The organism is Microbacterium sp. LjRoot205 (assembly GCF_056175745.1).
Genome location: NZ_JBGFFH010000002.1, coordinates 407,430 through 429,690 on the forward strand (window position 1 = coordinate 407,430; position 22,261 = coordinate 429,690).

General features: G+C 67.4%; 24 protein-coding genes and 1 other RNA gene. 18 read left to right on the plus strand and 7 right to left on the minus strand.

Annotation, left to right across the window (positions count from 1 at the left end; all coding sequences use genetic code 11):
• Window positions 1–26 precede the first annotated feature (26 nt).
• The 8 genes from AC04ME_RS07815 (at window position 27) to AC04ME_RS07850 (ending at window position 7,279) form a co-directional block, all read left to right on the plus strand.
• Window positions 27–2,093, plus strand: a complete 2,067-nt coding sequence (locus tag AC04ME_RS07815) for a flagellar biosynthesis protein FlhA (protein ID WP_042541112.1) — start codon at window positions 27–29, stop codon at window positions 2,091–2,093.
• 89 nt (window positions 2,094–2,182) lie between these two features.
• Complete coding sequence (gene csrA, locus AC04ME_RS07820; protein WP_042541117.1) at window positions 2,183–2,431, plus strand: carbon storage regulator CsrA; 249 nt, start codon at window positions 2,183–2,185, stop codon at window positions 2,429–2,431.
• Between the two features lie 121 nt (window positions 2,432–2,552).
• A complete protein-coding gene (gene flgN, locus AC04ME_RS07825; RefSeq protein WP_042541118.1) occupies window positions 2,553–3,035 on the plus strand; it encodes a flagellar export chaperone FlgN in 483 nt (160 codons plus the stop codon).
• A 7-nt stretch (window positions 3,036–3,042) separates the two neighbouring features.
• Entirely contained in the window at window positions 3,043–4,449 is a 1,407-nt protein-coding gene (gene flgK, locus AC04ME_RS07830) for a flagellar hook-associated protein FlgK (protein WP_475434406.1), read from the plus strand.
• Between the two features lie 17 nt (window positions 4,450–4,466).
• Complete coding sequence (gene flgL, locus AC04ME_RS07835; RefSeq protein WP_309688923.1) at window positions 4,467–5,354, plus strand: flagellar hook-associated protein FlgL; 888 nt, start codon at window positions 4,467–4,469, stop codon at window positions 5,352–5,354.
• Window positions 5,351–5,749 carry a flagellar assembly protein FliW gene (locus AC04ME_RS07840; RefSeq protein ID WP_475434409.1) on the plus strand — a complete coding sequence of 133 codons (399 nt, stop codon included), beginning with the start codon at window positions 5,351–5,353 and terminating at the stop codon, window positions 5,747–5,749. Before flgL ends, AC04ME_RS07840 begins: the two co-directional genes overlap by 4 nt.
• 241 nt (window positions 5,750–5,990) lie before the next feature.
• A complete protein-coding gene (locus AC04ME_RS07845) occupies window positions 5,991–6,305 on the plus strand; it encodes an HU family DNA-binding protein (RefSeq protein WP_042541126.1) in 315 nt (104 codons plus the stop codon).
• Window positions 6,306–6,475: 170 nt separating this feature from the next.
• Window positions 6,476–7,279: a sigma-70 family RNA polymerase sigma factor gene (locus AC04ME_RS07850; protein ID WP_042541129.1), complete on the plus strand. Its 804-nt coding sequence runs from the start codon at window positions 6,476–6,478 to the stop codon at window positions 7,277–7,279.
• Window positions 7,280–7,315: 36 nt separating this feature from the next.
• Here the strand turns inward: AC04ME_RS07850 and AC04ME_RS07855 are convergent, their stop codons facing one another.
• Window positions 7,316–8,401 carry an AAA family ATPase gene (locus AC04ME_RS07855; RefSeq protein WP_475434412.1) on the minus strand — a complete coding sequence of 362 codons (1,086 nt, stop codon included), beginning with the start codon at window positions 8,399–8,401 and terminating at the stop codon, window positions 7,316–7,318.
• A gap of 132 nt (window positions 8,402–8,533) precedes the next feature.
• On the opposite strand from AC04ME_RS07855, the gene AC04ME_RS07860 reads away from it, so the two are divergent.
• Window positions 8,534–8,911, plus strand: coding sequence for a hypothetical protein (locus tag AC04ME_RS07860; protein WP_042541131.1), 378 nt, complete (start codon window positions 8,534–8,536; stop codon window positions 8,909–8,911).
• Between the two features lie 36 nt (window positions 8,912–8,947).
• Here AC04ME_RS07860 and AC04ME_RS07865 read toward each other — a convergent pair whose 3' ends face one another.
• Window positions 8,948–9,781, minus strand: a complete 834-nt coding sequence (locus tag AC04ME_RS07865; RefSeq protein ID WP_475434414.1) for a zinc-ribbon domain-containing protein — start codon at window positions 9,779–9,781, stop codon at window positions 8,948–8,950.
• Between the two features lie 101 nt (window positions 9,782–9,882).
• On the opposite strand from AC04ME_RS07865, the gene AC04ME_RS07870 reads away from it, so the two are divergent.
• Window positions 9,883–10,773 carry a TIGR01777 family oxidoreductase gene (locus AC04ME_RS07870; RefSeq protein WP_079112892.1) on the plus strand — a complete coding sequence of 297 codons (891 nt, stop codon included), beginning with the start codon at window positions 9,883–9,885 and terminating at the stop codon, window positions 10,771–10,773.
• A gap of 24 nt (window positions 10,774–10,797) precedes the next feature.
• Here the strand turns inward: AC04ME_RS07870 and AC04ME_RS07875 are convergent, their stop codons facing one another.
• Window positions 10,798–11,562 (minus strand): SDR family oxidoreductase, encoded by a 765-nt coding sequence (locus tag AC04ME_RS07875; protein ID WP_042541138.1) that lies wholly within the window; start codon window positions 11,560–11,562, stop codon window positions 10,798–10,800.
• Between the two features lie 100 nt (window positions 11,563–11,662).
• Here AC04ME_RS07875 and AC04ME_RS07880 point away from each other — a divergent pair, with 100 nt between their 5' ends.
• Complete coding sequence (locus AC04ME_RS07880; protein WP_042541140.1) at window positions 11,663–12,499, plus strand: helix-turn-helix transcriptional regulator; 837 nt, start codon at window positions 11,663–11,665, stop codon at window positions 12,497–12,499.
• On the opposite strand, the gene AC04ME_RS07885 is transcribed toward AC04ME_RS07880, so the two are convergent.
• Together AC04ME_RS07885 and AC04ME_RS07890 are read right to left on the minus strand one after the other, a co-directional pair.
• The gene (locus tag AC04ME_RS07885; RefSeq protein ID WP_475434416.1) at window positions 12,471–13,406 is read right to left on the minus strand and encodes a methyltransferase family protein; all 936 of its coding nucleotides are present in this window, start codon (window positions 13,404–13,406) and stop codon (window positions 12,471–12,473) included. The two genes, AC04ME_RS07880 and AC04ME_RS07885, sit on opposite strands and share 29 nt — an antisense overlap.
• A gap of 49 nt (window positions 13,407–13,455) precedes the next feature.
• Window positions 13,456–14,295 (minus strand): aldo/keto reductase, encoded by an 840-nt coding sequence (locus tag AC04ME_RS07890; protein WP_042541143.1) that lies wholly within the window; start codon window positions 14,293–14,295, stop codon window positions 13,456–13,458.
• Between the two features lie 40 nt (window positions 14,296–14,335).
• On the opposite strand from AC04ME_RS07890, the gene AC04ME_RS07895 reads away from it, so the two are divergent.
• The 5 genes from AC04ME_RS07895 (at window position 14,336) to AC04ME_RS07915 (ending at window position 18,194) form a co-directional block, all read left to right on the plus strand.
• Entirely contained in the window at window positions 14,336–14,740 is a 405-nt protein-coding gene (locus tag AC04ME_RS07895; protein WP_153302301.1) for a YchJ family protein, read from the plus strand.
• Between the two features lie 34 nt (window positions 14,741–14,774).
• Window positions 14,775–15,506 (plus strand): zinc ribbon domain-containing protein, encoded by a 732-nt coding sequence (locus tag AC04ME_RS07900; RefSeq protein WP_042541147.1) that lies wholly within the window; start codon window positions 14,775–14,777, stop codon window positions 15,504–15,506.
• 25 nt (window positions 15,507–15,531) lie between these two features.
• Window positions 15,532–17,229, plus strand: a complete 1,698-nt coding sequence (locus tag AC04ME_RS07905; RefSeq protein WP_475434419.1) for a bifunctional 3'-5' exonuclease/DNA polymerase — start codon at window positions 15,532–15,534, stop codon at window positions 17,227–17,229.
• 30 nt (window positions 17,230–17,259) lie between these two features.
• Window positions 17,260–17,616, plus strand: an RNA gene (rnpB, locus tag AC04ME_RS07910) — RNase P RNA component class A.
• A gap of 47 nt (window positions 17,617–17,663) precedes the next feature.
• Window positions 17,664–18,194 carry a hypothetical protein gene (locus AC04ME_RS07915; RefSeq protein ID WP_475434421.1) on the plus strand — a complete coding sequence of 177 codons (531 nt, stop codon included), beginning with the start codon at window positions 17,664–17,666 and terminating at the stop codon, window positions 18,192–18,194.
• On the opposite strand, the gene AC04ME_RS07920 is transcribed toward AC04ME_RS07915, so the two are convergent.
• Both AC04ME_RS07920 and ppgK read right to left on the minus strand, forming a co-directional pair.
• Window positions 18,169–19,548 (minus strand): amino acid permease, encoded by a 1,380-nt coding sequence (locus AC04ME_RS07920; RefSeq protein ID WP_475434423.1) that lies wholly within the window; start codon window positions 19,546–19,548, stop codon window positions 18,169–18,171. The two genes, AC04ME_RS07915 and AC04ME_RS07920, sit on opposite strands and share 26 nt — an antisense overlap.
• Window positions 19,549–19,881: 333 nt before the next feature.
• Complete coding sequence (gene ppgK / locus AC04ME_RS07925) at window positions 19,882–20,628, minus strand: polyphosphate--glucose phosphotransferase (RefSeq protein WP_042541151.1); 747 nt, start codon at window positions 20,626–20,628, stop codon at window positions 19,882–19,884.
• A 70-nt stretch (window positions 20,629–20,698) separates the two neighbouring features.
• On the opposite strand from ppgK, the gene AC04ME_RS07930 reads away from it, so the two are divergent.
• A complete protein-coding gene (locus AC04ME_RS07930; RefSeq protein WP_042541153.1) occupies window positions 20,699–20,914 on the plus strand; it encodes a hypothetical protein in 216 nt (71 codons plus the stop codon).
• Between the two features lie 2 nt (window positions 20,915–20,916).
• Window positions 20,917–22,254: a type I glutamate--ammonia ligase gene (gene glnA, locus AC04ME_RS07935; protein ID WP_042541155.1), complete on the plus strand. Its 1,338-nt coding sequence runs from the start codon at window positions 20,917–20,919 to the stop codon at window positions 22,252–22,254.
• Window positions 22,255–22,261: the final 7 nt, after the last annotated feature.

Here is a 22,261-nt window from a genome sequence, read left to right on the forward strand (position 1 = left end):
GACGAGAGAGAACGAAGGCGAGACGCATGATCGGTCAGCTGTTGTCCAAGGCGACGGTGCCCGTAGGAGTGGTGGGCATCATCCTCCTGCTCATCGTGCCCATCCCGACCGGGCTCCTCGACGTCCTCATCGTCCTGAACATCTCGTTCGCGCTCCTGATCCTCCTCACCGCGATGTTCATCAAGAAGCCGCTCGACTTCTCGGTCTTTCCCAGCCTGCTGCTCGTCGCGACGCTCTTCCGGCTCGGTCTGAACGTCGCGTCGACGCGTCTCGTGCTCAGCGAGGCGCATGCAGGCGAGGTGATCCAGGCGTTCGGGGAGATCACGATCAGCGGGTCGCTCGTGATCGGTGCGGTGATCTTCCTCATCCTCACCGTCATCCAGTTCGTCGTCGTCACCAAGGGTGCAGAGCGCGTCGCCGAGGTCGGAGCACGATTCACCCTCGATGCCATGCCCGGCAAGCAGATGGCGATCGACGCGGATCTGAACGCCGGGCTGATCACCGACACCGAGGCGCGCAGGCGTCGAGCCGAGGTCGCGGCGGAGGCCGACTTCTACGGCGCGATGGACGGCGCGTCGAAGTTCGTCAAGGGTGACGCGATCGCGGGCATCGTGATCGTCGTCATCAACTTCGTCGGTGGCATCATCATCGGCATGGTGCAGCACGGCATGGAGGTCGGCGACGCCCTCGAGACCTACAGCATCCTCACCATCGGCGACGGACTGGTCACCCAGATCCCCGCGCTGCTGATGGCCGTGTCGACCGGCATGATCGTGACTCGCGAGAACGCCGAGTCCGAGATGGGACAGGCGGCCGGTCGTCAGCTCATGCAGTCGCGCAACGCCCTTGTGATCACGGGCCTCGCAGCCATCGCCATGGGCTTCATCCCCGGGATGCCCCTCGTGATCTTCCTGGCGATCGGAGCGGTGCTGCTGTTCGCGGCATCCCGCGTCAAGGCCAACGAAGACCGCGATGCCGCACTCGAGGCCGATGCGCTGCAGCAGGAGGCCGTCGAGGCCGGGGCCGAGGGACCGGAAGAGCTCATGGACAGGATGCGCGTGCACGCGCTGGAGATCTCGCTGTCACCTGACATCGTCGATCTGGCATCCGGGGGAGCGGGGGATCTGCTCACCCGGGTGAAGTCCCTTCGTCGCAAGCTCGCTCTGGACATCGGCATCCTGATGCCGCCGGTGCGCACCCGTGACAACATCGACCTGCCGGCGCAGACCTACTCGATCCTGATCGCCGGGGTCGAGGCCGGGCGCGGATCGGTGCCGCGCGGACACGTGCTCGCGATCGGCACGGGTCTCGAGCAGCTTCCCGGCACGGCCGTGGTCGACCCCGTGTTCGGCCTCGAGGGCAAATGGGTGCCCGCCGAGATGTCGCACGCCGCTGACATGGCGGGTGCGACGGTGATCGATCGGGCGAGCGTGATCATCACCCACCTCTCCGACATCGTGCAGAGCCAGGCCGATCGGCTGCTCTCGCTCGAAGACGTACGCCAGCTGACCGAGCACCTGAAGCAGTCCAGCCCCGCGACGGTCGAGGAGCTCACTCCGGCCGTGCTGTCGCTCGCCGCGATCCAGCGCGTCCTGGCGGGGCTTCTCGCCGAGCGGGTGCCGATCAACGACCTCTCCCGCATCTACGAGGCGCTCGCACTGCGAGGCAAGACCTCGACCGAGACCGCGGGGCTGATCGACGCGGCCAGGGCGGCGCTCGGGCCGGCGATCGCCTCGCGCTTCGCCGAAGACGGACGCATCCGGGTCGTCATGTTCGAGCCGATGCTCGAACAGCAGATGCTCGAGGGGATGCGGGTCGTCGACGGTCATCCGCAGATCGTGCTGACGCCGGAGTCGACCATGCAGGTGCTCGAGAACGTGCGTCGCACCGTCGCCGAGCTCGAGCAGGTGGGTCCGGAACCCGTGCTCGTGTGTGCTCCGTCTCTGCGTCAGGCCGTGCGTCGGATGGTCTCGTCGCAGGTCAGCGGCCTCCCCGTGCTGTCGTACGACGAGGCGGCGGCAGGCGGCCTCGCGACCGACGTCGTCGGAGTTGTGCGCATGACGCAGTCGGCTCTTCCGAGCGCGGCCGTGTAGGGCCTGGATCTGCTCATTTACGAGCTGAGTGCGATACGTTTGTGGGCAGAGGGCGCAACAGCGCTCACGCCATGGAAGGCAGACGACGCATGCTGGTACTCACGAGACGCGCCAACGAGAGCATCGTGATCGGCGACGACATCACCGTCACCATTCTCGCGGTGACGCCCAGCGGCGTCCGCGTCGGCATCGATGCGCCTCGCGACAAGCGCATCAACCGCGCCGAGATCGTCCTCGCGGTGAGCGACGCGAACCAGGAAGCCGTCCAGACATCCTCCGATGGGTCCGCCGAATCGGTTCTCGTCGGCATCCTGGGAAGAACGACCCCGGCACCCTGATCCGGTCGCAGGAGCGTCATCTCGACGCGCGCCGAGTTACTGGCCCGCTCCTTGTCGCGATAGTCGTGGATGTGACGGGCGATCCCGTCATGGAAACCGTGACATGACGAGGTGACGAACCGTGGCCGCTCACGACCTGAGCATGCAACTGATGCGAGAGCGCGACCTTCTCGAGGTGCTGCTCTTCAAGCTCGACGAGCAGCAGATGCTGCTCGCGACCGGACGCAACCGTTGGATCCACCATGCGGCGAACGAGATCGAGCGGGTCATCGCGGCCATGCCGACAGTCGCCCTCTCGCGTGACACGCTGGTCATCGCTGTGGCTGACGAGTGGGGCGTGCCGGAGGCGACGACGCTCCGCGATCTGATCGAGGCCGCACCGACCGACGCGTGGCGCGAGATCCTGACGGGGCACCTCGACGCGATGACGACCCTGGCCGACGAGATCGGCGACATGAAGAAGGTCAACGAGCAGCGTCTGCGCACGGCCATCCGGGTCACACAGGAGACCATCGCAGGTCTCGGCGTTCCGACCGGCGAGTACGACACGCACGGCGATGTCGTCCGCGGCGCGGACGCCCGACTTCTCGACACAAGGGTGTGAGGTAACGATGTCGTCATTCGCAGGGCTCCGCCTCGCAGAATCCGCGCTCTCCGCGGCACGAGCGGGGATGACCGTGACCGGTCAGAACATCGCCAATCAGGCCACCCCCGGCTACACGCGCCAGCGGGTGGAGCAGACCTCGTTCTCAGCGCCCGGGCAGACGGGACTCTGGCCGTCGGGACTCGGCATCGGCGGCGGTGTCGGCGTGACCGGGATCGCGCGGCTGGGCGACGACATCCTCGACGCTCGCGTCCGTGATGCCCTGTCGACGTCGGGATTCTGGAGCGCCCGCGCGACGGCCGCCAGCAGCGCCGAGGGCGTGATGGCCGAACCGACGAAGGACGGTCTCGCGGCGAATCTCGACCGCTTCTGGGCGGGCTGGTCCGACCTCGCCAACACGCCGGACCCGGCTGCGGCCCAGGTCGTGCTCACGAATGCCAACGTGCTCATCGGACAGATCGCCGCGGGATACCAGACGATCGCCGGGCAGTGGAGCGACCTGCGTGGACAGGTCGACAGTCAGCTCGCTGACGTCAATGCCGTCGCAGGCCAGGTGGCCTCGCTCAACGGTCAGATCAGGGATGCACTGCAGTCCGGGCGCAACGCCAATGAGCTGATCGACCAGCGCAACGTCCTCGCCCAGCAGCTCTCGACCGCAGTCGGGGCCAAGGGCAACGTGGAGGCAGACGGAACCCTCGCCCTTCGCGTCGACGGCAACGCGCTCGTGTCGGGCGACAGCAGTCGAGCGCTCGTGGCGAGCGGGCCGCGTGACATCGCCGATGCCGGTCGCATCACCGTCGCGTGGGCCGATCGGCCGGGCCTGGCAGTGCCGATCACGGGCGGCATCGTCGGCGGCACCATCAGTGCGCTCGCCCCCGCATCCGACGGCGGCACGCTGGCGGGAGTCGCTGCGGCCTACAACGAGACGGCGACAGCGCTCGCGACCGCCGTGAACGACGTGCACCGCACGGGCGTCACATCGTCCGGTGTAGCCGGGGGCGACTTCTTCACGCTCAACGGCGCGGGCCCTGCTGCTCTCGGGCTCAGCGTGGTTCCCACCGGTCTCGACGAGCTGGCTCTGGCAGCGCCGGGAGCCGGAGCGAAGGACACCACGATCGCCGACCGCATCAGCGCGCTCAGTGCATCGGCGACTGGGCCCACCAAGACCTGGTCGACCTTCGTCACCGGGTTCGCGGTCACCGTCGCAGGCGACCTGCAGCGCGCCGACATCGCCGATATGGGAGCTGTCGCGGCGGTCACCGCGCAGCAGTCGAACTCTTCGGTCGACGGYGACGAGGAGACGATCAACCTCCTGACCTACCAGACCGCCTATCAGGCAGCGGCCCGCGTGCTGACCGCTGTCGACGAGGCCCTGGATCTGTTGATCAACCGCACCGGCCTCGTCGGCCGCTGACTCTGGGGAGAGTGAACATGATCGGCCGTATCACGAGCAACACCATGACGCAGCAGTCGCTGCGGACGTTGCAGACCAACCTCGCGGACCGCGAGCGCCTGCAGAATCAGGCTGCCTCGCAGCGTGCCTTCCGCTCGCCGAGCGAAGACCCTGCCGCAGCGGCCACAGCGCTCGGCGTGCACGGCGACCAGTCGCGCGTCGCCCAGTTCGCCCGCAACCTCAGCGACGGGATGGCGTGGGTGACGACCGTCGACACTGCGCTCGGGGCCAGCGCAGACCTGCTCAACCGCGCGCGGGATCTCACCGCGCAGGGAGCCAACTCTGGGGCGCTCAGCGCGACAGCGCGCGAGTCGATCGCGCAGGAGCTCGAGTCGATCAGCGCGGAGCTGCTCGCCAAGGCGAACACGAGGGTGCTCGGTCGCAGCGTCTTCGCCGGCACGAGCGATGCGGGCGGCGCCTTCGACGCCACCACGTTCGCGTTCAACGGCGGCACGGGTGACGGAGTGCATCGCCGCATCAGCGACAACGAGACGGTGCGCGTCGACTTCGACGGCTCACAGGCGTTCGGCGAGGGTGCTGACAGCGCGTTCGCCCTGCTGAACGACATCGCGGCGGACCTGCGCAGCGGCGTGGAGGTGGGCGCGCGTCTCGGCGACATCGATGCACGACTGAAGGATGTCAACGCCGCGCGAGGGACGACGGGTGCGCGTCAGGTGCAGATCGAGCGCGCCTCGGCCCAGAACCTCTCGGCGTCGATCGACCTCGAGGCCCGTCGCACCGAGGTCGAGAACGTCGACAGCCTCGAGGTGCTCGTTCGACTGCAGTCTGCCGAGCTCGTCTTCCAGTCCGCACTGCAGGTGACGGCGCGATCGCTGCAGACCAATCTGATGGAGTTCCTGCGATGAGTGCGTCGACCGACCAGAGGTCCGCGACGCTGGACGTCGAGTTCGCATCGCCCATGCCGGGCCTGAGCCCGCACACGGGGTTCACTCTCGAGCAGATCGACGGCGCGGAGGGGTTGCACGCGCTGCGAGCCACGGACGCCGATGTGCGGTTGTTCCTCCTCGATCCGCTCTCCGGGGACTACGGCTACGAGCCGACCATCCCCGCCGAGGTGCGAGCGCAGGTCGGCGCCGCCGATGACTCCGAGATCCGTGTGTTCGTCGTGGCCAACCCTTCTGCAGACGGTGTCTACATCAATCTCCGAGCTCCGATCCTCATCCATGCCACCTCCGGCCGTGCGGTGCAGGCGATCCTCGAGGATCAGCGGTACCCGATCCGCGCGCTTCTGGGCGGGTGAGGGGGCGTCCTGATCGACGGCTCTTCCGGCGGCGCGGGCTCTCAGCATGCAGAGGATTCTGAGATTCACCGCATATACCAAGGAAGAGCAACTATCCTCTGAAGAGCACAGGCTGGGGTACTGGCGGGATCCCGGCGTCGTCGCAGGAGATCGGTGCCTGGGGCACGTCACGGATGCGGTTGGTAGGGGTACAGCGCACGGCGCTCGGCGACGAGCGACATTCCATGGGACGGAAGACAACATGAGCACTTCAAGGACGCTCGAGACGAATCGGGTCAGCAAGCGGGAGTTCGTGCAGAGGTTCGCACGACGCGGCGGCATCTCGGTTCAGGCGGCACAGACTGCGTACACGGCGATGATCGACGAGCTTCTCGACCTCGTCGGCCGGGGCAACACGGTGACGCTCACCAATTTCGGCAAGTTCTATCCGCAGACGCACAAGGGGCATCGTGTGCAGTTCGCGAAGGACGACGGAGACGCCGAGGTCAACGACTACACGGTGCTGAAGTTCTCTGCGACTCGAGAGGTGAACCGTCGAGTCAAGGTGAACGATTAGTCATCGTTATCTGAACGTAAACGAGAATCCCCGGAGGTTTTGGCCTCCGGGGATCTTTCATGCCCGTCTCACCTCTAGCATGTAGGTGAAAGCAGTTCCGGTCGCTGGGGAGAGACCACACTGTGAGTCGCTGGGGAGGGCTTGCACTTACAGTGAAAGAGGCGAATTCGATGCCTATGCGCCCGCGCGACCAGCTCGTGGTCGATCATCTGCACATCGTCGGCGCGGCAACGGCGTATGTGGCCTCGCGCATCACCCATGTCTCCCGCGACGATCTCGCCTCTGCCGGTGCGTTCGCGCTGGTCCGTGCGGCCGAGAAGTTCGATGCGAGCCTCGGTGTGCCGTTCGGGGCGTTCGCCCGGGCACGCGTCAACTGGGCGTTGAAAGACGAGCTGCGGTCGATGGACTGGGCGCCTCGAGACGTACGAGTGCGGGCGAAGCAGACGATCAAGGTCAGGCAGACCCTGTCGGCGGCGCTCGGACGCACGCCCACAGTGACGGAGATCGCCGCGGCCATGGGCGTCGACACCGCAGTGGCGCGAGAGGGCCTGGATGACGCCGAACGTCTGCTCACCAGTCTTGACGCGCCGGATGCGCCGGAGATCGTGTGGACCGGGTATCTGCCGGAAGAACTCGCGATCGCATCCGAGCGCGATGAGTTCCTGCGACGGGCCGTCGCTGCGCTGCCGGAACGCAAGCGGTGGATCATCACGGCGATCTACTTCGACGACCGCACGGTGACCGAGCTCGCGGACGAGCTGGGAGTATCGCACGCCGCCGTCTCTCAGCAGCGAGCCGCGGCGGTGCGCATGCTCCGGGATGCGCTGGACCGCCATTACGCCGACGCCCCGACGACCGAGTCCGCGCCGGCCGCGCGCTCATCCGCGTCCGGGCTGGACGCGTATCTCGAGCGCCTCGCAGCCAGCGGCCAGCGGTTCACACGGGCGATACTCTCGCACGCCGTCGGCGTCTGATCAGGAGCCCGCCGTCCGACGCGTCGGCGAGGTCGCTCAGAGACTGAAGCCGTAGTTCGCCTGACCTACCAGGATGAGGTTGACCGTCGTCGGGTAGACCTCGGGCTCCTCGTCCTCGTCGTCGAGAAGCTCGAGCTTGTGGATCGGCACGAAGATGCTGCCGTCCGGTTCGAAGATGAGATCCTTCGGCACGAACGACGCGAAGATCGACCGCGTCGCGTTGCGCAGTTCGAAGGTGCGCCCGACGTCGCCCCGCTCGAAGAGGTTCATCTCCACCTCGTCCGACCAGACCTTGCCGTCGGGGAAGCGGGCCTCGATGCGATACGTGCTCGGCTCGACAGACTTGATGTTGAGGTCCTCCACGACGTCTGCGAACAGCGCGTCCGGCTGCTCGAGCTCGAACGCGATGGCACGCAGATGGTCGTAATTGAGGCGGGCCCGGCGCGAGAACAGGGCGACGTTCTCGATCTCGTCAGGATCGGCGTGCGGTGCCTGGTCGATCAGATACTGCCGCACCTCGTCAGGGCCCGGGTACTCGAATCGCATGTGGTAGTGGAACCGCCCAGGGCGGTTGACGATGTAGGTGCTGACATCGCTGATGTCGTTCACCGTCAGGCAGTAGATGCGCTTCACGGACGAGAGGCCGTCGAACAGCGACAGGAACTGGTTCTGCCGGTTGTCTCCCTCTCCGCCGCGGCGCCCCGCAGGGAAGACCTTCTCGAACTCGTCGAAGATGATCAGGCACTCGTCGAGGGTGTCGAGGAACTCCACGATGCCGTCGTTGTCCTCTGAGACGATCACCACGGGCAGGCACTGCTCGCGGGCCTCCTCGGCGACCATGCGCAGGAACAGCGTCTTGCCGATCCCTTTGTCGCCGGACAGCATCACACCGAGACTGCGATCCGTGAGGGCATAGGAGCGGAAGATCTTGTCGACCTTCCTGTCGCGGCCGCCGTAGACGCGTTCGGTGCCCACTGTCAGGTCGTCGATCTTGATCAGGCTGAAGCCCTCTTTCGAGGTGAAATGCACCCGATAAGTGCCGAGAGGGAACTCGTGATGCRTGCGGACGGCCGCGTCGTACACGCGGACATGTCCGCCCGTCTCGATGTAGGTGCTGGTCAAGATCCTTCTCCTTTGCTCCCCGTACTCATATATCGGTTGAGATCCGATCGCCGTAAGGCGTTCGGAAAGAAACTTTTCGCAGTACCCTGAGCGGACAGTGGGCGTGGGGACGCCCGGGTCAGGGGATCCATCATGGGCGAGTATGCAGGGGACGAGCAGCCGGTCGCAGGTGCGATCGTCATCGTGGTCGAGGCCGCGCCGCAGGGGCTGATGCAGTACACACTGGATCCCGACGACCGACAGCCCGCATGGCAGGCGGTGCTCGTCGCTCACGACGACGCCGTGATGGGAGCCGTGACCACGCCCGAGCAGACGGCGGAACTGCTGGTGCGCGGAAGCGTCGAGTGCATCAGGCAGAGCATCCCGAGCCTCGAGGTCGGCGGCCTGACCATGCGCCCCGAGCTGGGCCCGAACGACAATGCACAGATCGTCGCCGCCGGAGAAGCCACCTTCCTGAGGTCCGAATGGGATGCGGTCGTCAGGCGGGCCGACGACCGACCCGAGAGCTGAGCTCGAACTCTGTCACCCGAGCACGCCACATCGCCGTCAGCCGGGAATCAGGTACGCGTCGACGATGAGCGGGCCGCGGATCTGACGGAGCTCGTCGATGATGCGATCGACGCCGCGGGCAGAGACCGACGGCATCTGCAGGTCGTGGGGGCCCAGCGGCTCGAGCCGCCCTGTGCGGATGCGGATGACCTCCCAGCCGGCGGCGCGCAGGGCACGATCCTTGCGCAGGTCCGTCTCCTGTCGCTTGCCGACATGCTCGAGTCCGTGGCGCCCGACGGTGTCGTACTCGATCGCGACGCGAAGCTCCGGAAGCAGGATGTCGGGCCAGACCTCGGTGTGACGGAAGAACGGTCGCGCCACCTTGACCGCGTTGACACCCGACGCGAAGGTGATGCGAGACGCGAGCGCTGCGCGGAGCCGGGCTTCGGCGGCGGATGCCGGCGCAGGAGCGCACACGCTCGAAAATGCCTCGCCGGTCGGCAGATGGGGAGTCTTGTCGCACAGCGTGAGCTGCGGTCTCGGACGCCGCGGAATCGCGCGGGCCTCTCCCAGCACCACGGGCTGGGGCCTGGCGAGCGTCGAGCACTCGGGGCACCATGCCGATTGGCGACGCACCCGTCCCGGCCGCTCACGCTGTTCCGACGGAGTCGCGGCGAAACGATGGCCGACCCGGCATTCCCAGCACAGCAGCACGTCTGCGGCCAGCGGCACCTGCGAGAGCGCGATGCCGTGATTGAGCTCGGGATGGTACTGACGGATCAACTCGGGGTACGCGGCCCATTGCGAGCGATAGGTGCCGACCTCGTATGGCACGTCTCGGCCTCGCGAGAACTGGCGTCTCGCCCACCACGACTGCACTGGTTCGGCCACGTCGGGCAACCTACCGGTCGCCGCCGACATCGCCAGAGGGCGTCGGACGTGACAGACTCGCGAGGGAGAACGAGTCCGGTGGACGGACAGAGGGAGTCATCATGCCGCAGCGGATCGTGATCAGTGGCGCATCGGGTCTGATCGGCACGGCCCTCGCGTCGTCCTTGCGCTCGGACGGCGTGGAGGTGACGACCCTCGTGCGTCGTCCTCCGCGCGACGCCTCCGAGGTGCAGTGGACACCGGGGGAGCGTGAACTCGACCCCGACGTGCTGGCAGGTGCTGACGCCGTGGTGGCTCTGGGCGGGGCGAGCGTCGGCCGCCTGCCGTGGACCCCGCGCTACCGCCGTGAGCTGGTCGAGTCTCGGCTGACGACCACTCGCACGCTGGCCACTGCGGTGCGCACCCTGCGTGACGATGCTCCGTCGCTCGTCTCGGCGTCCGCCGTCGGCTACTACGGCTCGGCACCCGGCGAGATCCTGACCGAGGCGTCTCTTGCGGGTGACACTTTCCTCGCGCAGCTCTGCGTCCGCTGGGAGCAGGAGGCGCTGCGTGCGGGGGAGCAGACGAGAGTGGCGCTGCTGCGCACGGCCCCGATCATCCACCGCCAGGGTGTGCTCAAACCGCTCATCCAGCTGACCCGATTCGGCGTCGCGGGTCCCATCGGGCCCGGCACCCAGATCTGGCCGTGGATCTCTCTGGAGGACGAGATTCGCGGCATCCGACACGTGATCGATCAGCGTCTCGAGGGTCCCGTGAACTTCACCGGCCCGACGCGCGCCTCGGCGAACGACATCGGCCGTGCACTCGCGAAGAAGATGCGGCGACCGTTCTGGATTCCGGCTCCGACCTGGGCGCTGAGACTCGCGCTGAGCCGTGACGCCGCCGACTCGCTGCTCGTCTCGGATGCCGATGTGAGGCCGGCGGCGCTGGAGGACTCCGGGTTCGAGTTCACCCACAAGACCGCTGCGCAGGCCGTCGACGCAGCGATCTGATCGCGGTGGTCGACGGCCGCATGCTCAGCGGGCGTGGGGGTCGCGCCGGTTGAGGGTCTCGACCACCTGCGCGTAGTCGCCCCGCGCCTCGCCGTAGCGCAGGAACTTGACGTTCTCGACCTGGATCTCGGTCGCGTCCGGCTGGGCCTCGATGAGTTCGACGACCTCGGTGACGAACTCGTCGAGCGGCATCGCGAAGTCGCTGGTCTCCTGACCGGGCATCAGGGACGTGCGCACAGCGGGCGGTTCGAGCTCGAGCACGCTCACGCTCGTGTCGGCGAGCTGCAGGCGCAGCGATTCGCTGAGCATGTGGATGGCCGCCTTCGTGGCGTTGTACGAGGGGGTGACGCGCAGCGGGGCGAAGGCCAGCCCGGACGACACGGTCATGATCGTGGCATCCGGCATGGTGCGCAGGTGCTCGATGAACGCCGCGATCAGTCGGATCGGGCCGAGCAGGTTCGTGGTGACCGTCGCCTCGGCCGTCTCGAGGAACCCTGCGGGCGACGTCCAGTCCTCGGGGCGCATGATGCCGGCCATCGCGATGACGACGTTGAGCGAAGGATGCGTGGCCAGCACCGTCTGCGCCGCACTGTGGATGCTGCCGGCATCCGTCGTGTCGATCTGGACGGTGTCGATGCCCGGGTTCGCCGCCGCGATCTCGTCGAGCAGTTCGACACGACGTCCGCCCACGATCACGGTGTTGCCTCGTTCGCTGAGTCGCCGGGCGAGCGCGAGGCCGATGCCGCTCGTGGCGCCGGGGATGAAGATGGTGTTTCCGGTGATGTTCATGCATCCACTCTTCGGAGTGTCGCAGCGGCGCACCAGAGACCACGCATCCAGGGATCCCCGATCCCTGGATGCACGACGCCGAGCACGAGATACTTCACGGGTGGACAGAGAAGCACTGGCCGAGTTCCTCGTGCGACGCAGGGAGCAGCTGAAGCCGTCAGACGTCGGGCTCGGCGCGGGAGCGCGCCGCCGCACTCCCGGTCTCCGTCGCGAGGAGGTCGCGCAGCTCGCAGCCATGTCGACCGACTACTACGCGCGCCTCGAACAGCAGCGCGGTCCGCAGCCCAGCGTGCAGATCCTCGCCTCGCTCGCACGGGCGCTGCGGCTGACTCCCGACGAGCGCGACTACCTGCATCGCATCTGCGGGCACAGCGCCCCGGACCGCACGACCTTCACCGACTACGTGCATCCGGGCATGCTCCGTGTTCTCGACCGCCTCGATGACACGCCCGCCTTCGTCGTCTCGATGCTCGACGAGGTCCTGATCCAGAATGACGCCGCACGGGCGCTGCTCGGCGACGTCAGCGGTCTGGAGGGTATCGAGCGCAGCGGGATCTACCGCTGGTTCGCGCACCCGCATGACGAGCGCGGGCGCTACCCGGAGCAGGATCACCTGAGGCACAGTCGTGTGCTCGTGGCGTCGCTCCGGTCCGCATACGGCGCGCTCGGCGAGCGCTCACGAGCCGGCGAGATCGTGCGCGAGCTCATCGTCCGCAGCCCGGAGTTCGCCGAGCTGTGGAACGTGCACGAGGTGCGGCGGCGTTTCGAAGACCACAAGGTCCTCATCCATCCGGAGATCGGTCCGATCGAGGTCGACTGCCAGGCGCTGTTCACCGAGGACGAATCCCAGGCGCTCATCGTGCTGACAGCAGCGCCGGGAAGCGATGCGGCGAGCAAGCTCGAACTGCTCAGAGTGCTCGGGACACAGCGGGTCTGACCGGCAGCCAGCACGACACCCTGCTGCTGTACTCCACGAATTCCGACCCGAATCTCGCTTCGAGATCCGCCTCCTCGAGCGGTCGCACGACCGAGTTCCACAACAGCGATCCGAAGAGCGAATACGTGACGACGAGCCAGGAGCCCATGATGAGGCCCACGCTGATGCCCTGCGCGATGCCGGCGACCGCCATCGGGTTGCGCACGTATCGATAGGGGCCGGAGATCACGAGTCGCCGCGCCATCTGCGACGGGAGCGGGGTGCCCTCGCCCTCGACCGACATCGACACGGCCGACCAGATTCCGAGGGCGGTCGCGGCGACGAGAAGCACACCGCCGGCCAGGTGGACGACGAACGGAACCTCGATGCGCAGCGACCACCGGGCCTCGACGAGCGACACCACGATGGGGATGACCACCAGGAAGGTGCCCCAGAAGAACAGCGTCTGCAGTCCGGTGCGGGCGAGCAGCGCTCGCGTGCCGATGCTCGCAGCCGGCCGGAAAGCGAGCGGACCGGTGACCAGCCATTCCAAGGGTGCTCGCCCGCAGAGCAGGACGATTCCCGCCGCTGCGCTCGCCCCGGCAGCGATCACCATGACCAGGGCGCCCCATCCGGCGAGGCCCGTCGCCGTGGCGTAGACGGCCATACCGGCGGCGACGATGGCCGTCCACGGAACAGCGACCCAGACAGCCCACCGGAAACCCGCTGCGATGACAGCCGAACCGATGACGAAGAGCGGGATGTCGAACACCGCCACGAGTCCCGCCGGCAGGTCTCCGAGGGTGAGACGACGCACGTCGTCCGACAGCGCCGCCGCGATCCACCAGGCCACTCCCGCCAGAGCCTGCACAGCGAAATACAGCCGAGCGGTCACCGGTGTGATCGGGATCCCTGCGATGACCGGCATGCCGCCAGTCTATGAGCGCCCTCTGCCGACGCCCGCTCAGGACGCCGCCTCAGGACTCCTCGTGCGACCCGGGATCTGCGTCGAACAGCCGTCCGTCTGCGCGTCCGAGCGCGGTGATCGCCTCGACCTCGGCGGTGGTCAGCACGATCTCTGCTGCGGCGAGGTTCGAGACCTGGTGTTCGAGAGAGGATGCCTTCGGAATCGCCACCGTCTCCCGTGCGATGTGCCAGGCGAGCACGGTCTGGGCGGGGGAGATGTCGTGCGCCGCGGCGACCTCACCGATCACCTGTTCCTCGATCAGCTGCTTCGCGCGTCCCAGTGGACTCCACGCCTCGGTGAGGATGCCGTTCTCGCGGTGATAGGCGAGCTGCTCGTCCTGCGGGAAGTACGGGTGCACCTCGATCTGGTTGACGACGGGGCGGACGCCGGTCTCGCGCTCGATGCGTTCGAGGTGCTCGGGGAGGAAGTTCGAGACGCCGATCTGTCTCACGACTCCGCGCTGCTGAGCCTCCACCAGCGCCTCCCATGCCTGCACGTACTCGTCCTGGTGCGGGTTCGGCCAGTGGATGAGGTGCAGGTCGATCGCGTCGACGCCCAGCCGTGACCGGCTCTCCTCGATGCTCGTCCGCGCCTTCGCGCGCGGGTGATGACGGCCGGGCAGCTTGGTCGTGACGATGAGTTCGGACGCGTCCACGTCGGATTCGCGCACCCCGCGGCCGACCGACCCCTCGTTCTCGTAGTTGAATGCCGAGTCGATCAGCCGGTACCCGGCGCCGATCGCCGAGGCCACGGCATCCGCGCCTGCATCCCCGTTGAGGGCGTAGGTGCCGAGTCCGAGAGCGGGGAGGGCGAAGCCGTTGTGGGCCGTGAAGTGAGGGAGAGCCGTCATGGCGCCAGCGTACGCTGGAGCGATGAGCGGACTGCAGAGGATGGCGCCAGATGACGGCGTCCCGGATAATGCGGCGCGTTGTCCGTGTGGCTCCGGAGATGTCTTCGGCGGATGCTGCGGGCCTCTGCTCGACGGGGCACTCGCACCAACGGCCGAGCGCCTGATGCGCTCACGCTTCACGGCGTTCTCGATCAAGGATGCCGCGTACCTCCTGAAGACCTGGCATCCGTCGACCCGCCCCGCCGAGATCGACCTCGACGACGACGTGGTCTGGCGGCGCCTCGTGATCATCGATCGCGCCGGCGGCGGCCCTTTCGATCGCGACGGTGAGGTCGAGTTCGAGGCCTTCTGGCAGCAGGGCGCCGAGCGCGGTTCGCTCCGCGAGCGGAGCCGCTTCGTGCGCGAGGACCGCAGGTGGCTCTACCTCGACGGACAGGTCGGGTGATGGACGTGACCGCGCAGCGACTAGATTTGAGAGCGTGAACGCCAGCCCAGAACACCAGCGCATCCTGCTCGACGTCGCCGACCTGGACCGGCGCATCGCGCAGGCGGAGCGCGCGCGCACCAAGCCCCCGCAGGCCGCCCGCATCACCGAGCTCGTCGCGATCCGTCAGGATCAGCTCCGCGAGCTGACCGCGCTGACCGGCACACGTGACGACGTGCGCACCGAGCTCAAGCGGCTCGAGTCCGATGTGAAGCTCGTCGAGCAGCGCCGGGCCCGCGATGCCGATCGGCTCGCCACGGCCACGAACTCGAAGGAGGCCCAGGCGCTCGAGCACGAGATCGCCAGCCTCGCCAAGCGCCAGAGCGACCTCGAGGACATCGAGCTCGATGTCATGGGTCGTGTCGAAGATGCCGACGCGGCGGTCGCCGCGCAGCAGGCGCTGCTCGGCACCACGACCGCAGAAGGAACCGCGCTCACCGCTCAGGCCAAGGCCGACGTCGCGGCCGCGACCGACCTCATCGCCCAGTTGACGCGCGATCGCGAGGCGGTGACGGCATCCCTTCCGGCGCCGCTCCTGGCCGAGTACGCACGCCGCGCCGCGAACAGCGCCGGCGCCGCGGTGCTGAGCCGTGGCACTTGCGAAGGCTGCCGGATGCTGCTCCCGGGCACCGACCTCAACGACATCCGCAACGCGCCGGACGACCTCGTGGTCTTCTGCCCCGAGTGCGGCTGCATCCTGGTGCGCACCGAGGAATCCGGGCTGTGATCTCTGCGCCGCGAGCACGCCAGCGGTGAACTCGCGGGAGCAGACCGAACGTCGCGTCGTCCTGGTGGCGGCTCGCTCGGGCGGCTACACGGCGGTGGAACTCGATGCGGACGATGCCGAGGCACATCGGTTCGACCTCTCCGCGTCCGAGATGCCTGCGTGGGTCGCGGCTCAGGAGCGCGAGAATTCGCCGCGCTGGGTGATCCGCAGCGCCCGCGAGATCTACCCCGTCCTGCTCGACGCGGGGGTCATGCTCGCCCGCTCTCACGATCTGCTGCTCTGCCACGCGATTCTTCGCGACACGGACAAGGTCCCGCGCCCGCTCGCTCCGTCGTCGTCCTGGGTGCGACGTGAGCCCGTCGACGAAGCCCCGGCGCTGTTCGACGTCGTCGCGCATGACGCGCCGGATGACCCTGTCGGTGACGCCATCGACCAGTACCGCGAGCAACGTCGCGTTCTCAGGGACAGCAAGGACGGTCGCCTGACGCTGCTCACCTCGGCCGAATCGGCCGGAGGACTGATCGCCGAGGAGATGCGCGCGGCCGGCCTGCCCTGGAACGAGTCGGTGCACGATGGCATCCTCACCGAGATCCTCGGCACCCGACCGATCGCGGGAGGCCTGCCCAGCCGCATGGTGGCGCAGGCCGAGCGGGTGCGTTCGATCCTCGGAGACCCCCATCTCAACCTCGAGAGCCAGCCGAAGCTGCTCCGCGCTCTGCACCGTGTCGGCGTGCAGGTCGAGTCGACGGGCCGGTGGGAGCTCGCCCAGCACAGCCATGCCGTGGTCGAGCCGCTGCTGGCATACAAGAAGCTGTCGCGCTTGCTGAGCGCCAACGGATGGGCGTGGCTCGCCGAGTGGGTGCATGACGGGCGTTTCCGGCCGATCTACATCACGGGCGGGGTCGTGACGGGGCGGTGGGCGTCAGCGGGAGGCGGCGCCCTGCAGCTGCCGCGCAACCTGCGCGCCGCGGTGCGCGCCGACGATGGGTGGACGCTGGTCGTCGCCGACGTCGCTCAGCTGGAGCCGCGGATGCTCGCAGGCATGGCAGGCGACCGTGCGATGGCCCGGGCCGCGCAAGGAAAGGACCTCTACGCCGGGGTGGTGGAATCGGGTGCGGTGGCGACGCGCGAAGAGGCGAAGTACGCCGTCCTCGGGGCGATGTACGGAGCGACGACCGGTGACAGCGGTCGGCTGGTTCCCCGACTGCGCAAGGTGTATCCGCGCGCTATGGCGCTCGTCGACAAGGCTGCGCGGTTCGGCGAGGACGGGGGAGTCGTGTCGACGTGGCTGGGGCGGTCGTCTCCGCGTCCGTCGATCGAGTGGGAGACGATGCAGGCCGCCGCCACCGGTGCCGACGCCGACCCCGCCGAGGTGGCACTCGCCCGCCGCCGCGCGCGCGACTGGGGACGCTTCACGCGCAACTTCGTGGTGCAGGGCACCGCGGCAGAGTGGTCGTTGATCTGGCTCGCTGAGATCAGGCACCGCCTGCAGCAGTTTCCCGAGGCAGAGCGAGAGGCTCCGGCATCCGGGATCTTCGGCTCGCGTGCCCACCTCGCCTTCTTCCTGCACGATGAGGTGATCCTGCATGTTCCTCAGGAGCAGGCGGATGCCGCCGCGGATGCCGTACGCGAAGCGGCGGCGGTGGCCACGCGCCGACTCTTCGGGGGTTTCCCGATCGAGGTCCCGCTCGATCTGCGGATCGCGGAGTCGGCTGAGAAGTAGGACGCTCTGGTCGTAGACTGGACGTGCGAATGGGTCGACTGGACGGTCGCGTGGCGGGCAACCGCACCGAGGAACGTCCGGGCTCCTCAGGGCAGGACGGTGGGTAACACCCACCCGGAGCAATCCGCGAGAAAGTGCCACAGAGAGCAGACCGCCCCGCAAGGGGTAAGGGTGAAAGGGTGGTGTAAGAGACCACCGGGGGCCATGGTGACATGGCCCGCCAGGTAAACCTCGTCCGGAGCAAGGTCAGACAGAGGATGTTGACGCGGCTCGCCGAGTCCTCGGGTAGACCGCTAGAGTGCCACGGCAACGTGTCGCCGAGAGAGATGGCCGTCGAAGGGGCGAAGAACCCCGGAACAGAACCCGGCGTACAGGTCGGCCCATTCGCATCATCACCGTTGGCTTCGGGGCAGGATGCTCGGTAGCGTTCGTTCATGTCGAACCGCACAGCCGCCGCCACCGTGGCGTTCCTCGCCGCCTTGGTTGCCGCAGCGCTCACCGGCTGCACCGCGCCGGCTCCGGAGGGCACCGAGACTCCCGCGGCAGTTCAGCCCGTGGTGAAGCCGACGCCGAGCGGTACGCCCGTGCCGACACCGACCGCGACGGCTGAGGTGAGCCGCTGCGACGTGCTGTCCAAGATCTCGTTGACCGGCTACAGCGAGGGCGATGAAGAGCCGACCTACTACGCGACGTGGAACGGCGTACTGCCGGTGGACAACGGAATGACCGATTTCGCGCGCGGCACGATCACGAAGACAGCGGACGGCAGCATCGCGACGTACACGGTCGCCGCTGGCGACGCGCCGTCCGCCATCAGGGAGCGGCTGTGCAGCGATGTCTACGCGGCGATGAGCTATAGCCGTCTGGGGTCGATGCTGTACCCGGGCGATGTGCTGACGCTGGGACCGGGAGCCATGGAGCCGCTCGCGACGGAAACGTTCATCTTGGAGCCTCAGCGCCGCTGACAGTGTCCGGGGCGCTGCTCCCCGCATCCGACGCCTTCCGTCGCTTGAGGTTGCGTCGCACGAGCGGCCAGAACAGAATGAGCACCCCGGTGGCGATGAGGCTCGTCCAGACCTGGGTTCGTCCGCCCTCGCTGAACATCATCACGGCGATCACCGCCGCGATGCATGCGATCAGCAGGATGTTGAGCCAGGGGTGCAGCCACATCTTGAGCTTGAGGTTCGCGACCTCTTCGGGCGTCATCTTCTGACGGAGCCGCCACTGCGTGAGGGCGATGAAGACGTAGACGAACAGGGCGACGAGTCCGGCCGAGTTCATGATGAAGTCGAAGATCCCCGATCCCGGCGTCAGGAAGTTCACCAGGGTGGCGATGAGTCCTCCGCTGGTCGAGGCCAGCAGAGCCATCACCGGCACGCCGTTCTTCGACTTCTTCGCCACGATCTTCGGCGCGAAGCCCTGCTCGGCGAGGGCCGCGAACATGCGCGATGCCGAGTAGAGACCCGAGTTCAGCACCGAGATGACCGCGGTGAAGATCACGAGCTGCATGATGATGCTCGCGCCGGGAATGCCGAACTGCTCGAGAGCGTACGTGAACGGCGCATTGGCCACATCGGTCGGAACCGGCAGCTCGTTCCAGGGAACGACGGTGACGATGATGAGCACGGAGCCGACGAAGAACAGCAGGATGCGCCAGATGATCGTGCTCGTCGCCTGACGGATGCCCTTGGCAGGGTCCTCCGACTCGGCGGAGGCCATCACGGCGATCTCCGTGCCGAAGTACGAGAAGATCACCAGCGCCACCCCTGTGAAGGCGACGCCGAAGCCGTTCGGCGCGAAGCCGCCGTGCTCCCACAGGTTCGAGATCGAGATCTCGGAGTTCGGCCACAGTCCGAAGGCGAACAGCAGACCGGCGCCGAGGAAGACGACGATCGCGAGCACCTTGACGCTGGCGAGCCAGAACTCGACCTCCCCGAAGGCGCGGACGGAGATGATGTTCGTGCCGACGAAGATGCCGATCAGGATCAGCGACCAGGCCCATGACGGGACCGCGGGGAACCAGCTCGCCATGGTCTCGCCGCCCAGCACCGCCTCGTAGGCGAGCACGCCGACCCAGAAGTACCAGTACAGCCATCCGACGAGATACGCGGCCCAGTTGCCGAGGCCCACTCGTGCGTACTCCATGAACGAGCCGATGGCCGGGCGGGACGCCGCCATCTCGCCGAGCATGCGCATGGCGAGGAACACGAGCAGCCCGCCGATGAGGTACGACAGCACCGCGGCCGGCCCGACGGCGCGGATGACGTTGCCCGATCCGACGAACAGACTCGCCCCGATGATTCCACCCAGGGTGATCATGGTGACATGGCGCGACCGCAGCTTCTTCGCCTGAGGTCTCTCGACCGGTACGAGACCGGCTGACGTCGCCGGTGAAACCGGCTTCCTCCAGGACGATTCTGAGGGTTCGTTCATCTCGAAGCTGCCTTTCTTCACGGCGCGGCCCTCACAGCCAGGCCGGCCATCCGGGTCGTCTCGCCGACCGAGAAGCACACGGAGAGGCTATGTTGTCACGGCTCTGCGACCCCACGCAGTATTTTCTGCGGCGTGCATCCGGCGTTCGGCTGGACATGCAGAAAGGCCCCGCCGGATCGGCGAGGCCTTCTGCGCTCGGTACGTGTGTGTGTATGCGTGTCAGTCGCCGGCGAGGGATGCAGCGCCGATGATGCCCGAGTTGTTGCGGTGGATCGCCGGCACGATCGGGGTCTTGAGGTCGAGCAGCGGCAGGAAGTCTCCGGCGTTCTTCGACACCCCGCCGCCGACCACGAACAGGTCAGGGCTGAAGAGGAACTCGATGTGCGAGTAGAACCTCTGCAGACGCTCGGCCCACTCCGACCAGCTCAAGCCCTCGCGCTCGCGCGCGGACGTCGCCGCATAGGTCTCGACCGACTCGTACTCGCCGAAGTTCAGGTGTCCGAGCTCGGTGTTCGGCAGCAGAACGCCGTCGTAGAGGAACGCCGACCCGATTCCCGTGCCGAGGGTGGTGAGCAGCGTGAAGCCGCGCACGTCGCGGGCCGCACCGTGGCGCGCCTCTGCGACACCGGCAGCATCCGCGTCGTTCACGAAGACGATGTTGCGTCCGAGTCCGTCACGGAAGAAGCGCTCGGCGTCGAAGTCGACCCACTCCTTCGAGACGTTGGCGGCGGAAAGCGTCTTGCCGCGCTTGACGATGGCGGGGAAGGCCACGCCGAGGGGGAGGGTCGAGTCCTTCACGTCGAGGGTCTTCAGCACCGTCTGCACCGCCTCGAGGACATCCTGCGGAGATGCGCCCTTGGGAGTGGGCACGCGCACCCTGTCCGAGGCCATGATGCCGTGCTCCAGGTCGACGAGACCTGCCTTGATACCCGTGCCGCCGATGTCGACGCCGATCGCTTTTGCCATGGTCGATAGCTTAGCGACCGACGTCAGCGCCGATAGGATCGATGACACCACGTGAAGAAGGGGATCGGCCATGTCGAACGGCGATGAGAAGTACTGGTACAACCTGGAGACCGGTCAGGTGGAGTTCGGGATGATCTCCGCGTCGGCCGATCGCGTCGGGCCCTTCGACACCGAGGCCGAGGCGTCTCGGGCTCCCGAGAAGCTCAAAGAGCGCTCGCGCGCCTGGGCCGAGGAGGAAGCGGCCGAGAGCGGCTGGGACGCCGGCACCGGCAAGGGCGCTGAGTGACCGTGGACAAGCAGAGAGATTTCGTCCTCCGGACGATCGAAGAGCGCGGCGTCAAGTTCGTCCGCCTGTGGTTCACCGATGTCATCGGCACCCTCAAGTCCGTCGCGATCGCGCCGGCCGAGGTGGAGGGCGCGTTCGCCGAGGGGATCGGGTTCGACGGCTCTGCCATCGAGGGTCTGACCCGCAGCTACGAGTCCGACCTGCTCGCACAGCCCGACCCCACCACGTTCCAGACCCTGCCGTGGCGCGGCGAGATCGATCCGACTGCGCGCATGTTCTGCGACATCACCACGCCCGACGGGCGTCCGGCTGTGTCCGACCCGCGCCACGTGCTCAAGCGCACCCTCGCGAAGGCCGCCGATGCCGGGTTCACCTTCTACACGCATCCCGAGATCGAGTTCTACCTGCTCAAGTCGTCGTCGTTCGGTCCTGAGGGTCCGGTGCCGGTGGACTCTGCCGGCTACTTCGACAACGTGCCCGGCGGCACCGCGCACGACTTCCGGCGTCGCTCGGTGCGGATGCTCGAAGACCTCGGCATCTCGGTGGAGTTCAGCCATCACGAGGGCGGGCCCGGGCAGAACGAGATCGACCTCCGCTATGCGGATGCGCTCACCATGGCCGACAACGTGATGACGTTCCGCACGGTCATCAAGGAGGTCGCGATCGAACAGGGCGTCTACGCGACGTTCATGCCGAAGCCTCTCAGCGGTCACCCGGGAAGCGGCATGCACACGCACATGTCGCTCTTCGAAGGGGAGCGCAACGCGTTCTACGAAGAGGGCGCCAAGTACCAGCTGTCCAAGACCGGACGCCACTTCATCGCCGGGCTCCTGCGGCACGCGAACGAGATGGCCGCGGTGACCAACCAGTTCGTCAATTCGTACAAGCGGCTCTGGGGCGGCGACGAGGCTCCGAGCTTCGTCACGTGGGGTCACAACAATCGCTCCGCGCTCGTCCGGGTGCCGATGTACAAGCCCAACAAGGGCGGATCGTCACGCGTCGAATACCGTGCGCTCGACTCCGCAGCGAACCCCTATCTCGCCTACGCGCTCATGCTCGCGGCGGGGCTCAAGGGCATCGAGGAGGAGTACGAGCTGCCGCCGGAGGCCGAGGACAACGTGTGGTCGCTCAGCGACGCCGAGCGTCGTGCGCTCGGCTACTCCGCGTTGCCCGCGAGCCTCGACCACGCGCTCGAGTACATGGAGAGCTCCGAGCTGGTCGCCGAGACCCTCGGCGAATCGGTCTTCAACTACGTGCTTCTGAACAAGCGCAAGGAGTGGGAGGCCTACCGTGGCCAGGTCACACCGCTCGAGCTGAAGAACAACCTCGAGCTGCTCTGAGCGTCGT

What these genes read in the sequence shown, in the direction of transcription:
- AC04ME_RS07915 (WP_475434421.1), top strand. Translation starts at nt 17,664, where the DNA reads ATGTCGAACCGCACAGCCGCCGCCACCGTGGCGTTCCTCGCCGCCTTG.
- AC04ME_RS07890 (WP_042541143.1), bottom strand. Translation starts at nt 14,295, where the DNA reads ATGACGGCTCTCCCTCACTTCACGGCCCACAACGGCTTCGCCCTCCCC.
- csrA (WP_042541117.1), top strand. Translation starts at nt 2,183, where the DNA reads ATGCTGGTACTCACGAGACGCGCCAACGAGAGCATCGTGATCGGCGAC.
- AC04ME_RS07875 (WP_042541138.1), bottom strand. Translation starts at nt 11,562, where the DNA reads ATGAACATCACCGGAAACACCATCTTCATCCCCGGCGCCACGAGCGGC.
- AC04ME_RS07860 (WP_042541131.1), top strand. Translation starts at nt 8,534, where the DNA reads ATGGGCGAGTATGCAGGGGACGAGCAGCCGGTCGCAGGTGCGATCGTC.
- flgL (WP_309688923.1), top strand. Translation starts at nt 4,467, where the DNA reads ATGATCGGCCGTATCACGAGCAACACCATGACGCAGCAGTCGCTGCGG.
- AC04ME_RS07885 (WP_475434416.1), bottom strand. Translation starts at nt 13,406, where the DNA reads ATGCCGGTCATCGCAGGGATCCCGATCACACCGGTGACCGCTCGGCTG.
- AC04ME_RS07840 (WP_475434409.1), top strand. Translation starts at nt 5,351, where the DNA reads ATGAGTGCGTCGACCGACCAGAGGTCCGCGACGCTGGACGTCGAGTTC.
- AC04ME_RS07850 (WP_042541129.1), top strand. Translation starts at nt 6,476, where the DNA reads ATGCCTATGCGCCCGCGCGACCAGCTCGTGGTCGATCATCTGCACATC.
- ppgK (WP_042541151.1), bottom strand. Translation starts at nt 20,628, where the DNA reads ATGGCAAAAGCGATCGGCGTCGACATCGGCGGCACGGGTATCAAGGCA.
- AC04ME_RS07815 (WP_042541112.1), top strand. Translation starts at nt 27, where the DNA reads ATGATCGGTCAGCTGTTGTCCAAGGCGACGGTGCCCGTAGGAGTGGTG.
- AC04ME_RS07920 (WP_475434423.1), bottom strand. Translation starts at nt 19,548, where the DNA reads ATGATCACCCTGGGTGGAATCATCGGGGCGAGTCTGTTCGTCGGATCG.
- AC04ME_RS07870 (WP_079112892.1), top strand. Translation starts at nt 9,883, where the DNA reads ATGCCGCAGCGGATCGTGATCAGTGGCGCATCGGGTCTGATCGGCACG.
- AC04ME_RS07845 (WP_042541126.1), top strand. Translation starts at nt 5,991, where the DNA reads ATGAGCACTTCAAGGACGCTCGAGACGAATCGGGTCAGCAAGCGGGAG.
- AC04ME_RS07895 (WP_153302301.1), top strand. Translation starts at nt 14,336, where the DNA reads ATGGCGCCAGATGACGGCGTCCCGGATAATGCGGCGCGTTGTCCGTGT.
- AC04ME_RS07930 (WP_042541153.1), top strand. Translation starts at nt 20,699, where the DNA reads ATGTCGAACGGCGATGAGAAGTACTGGTACAACCTGGAGACCGGTCAG.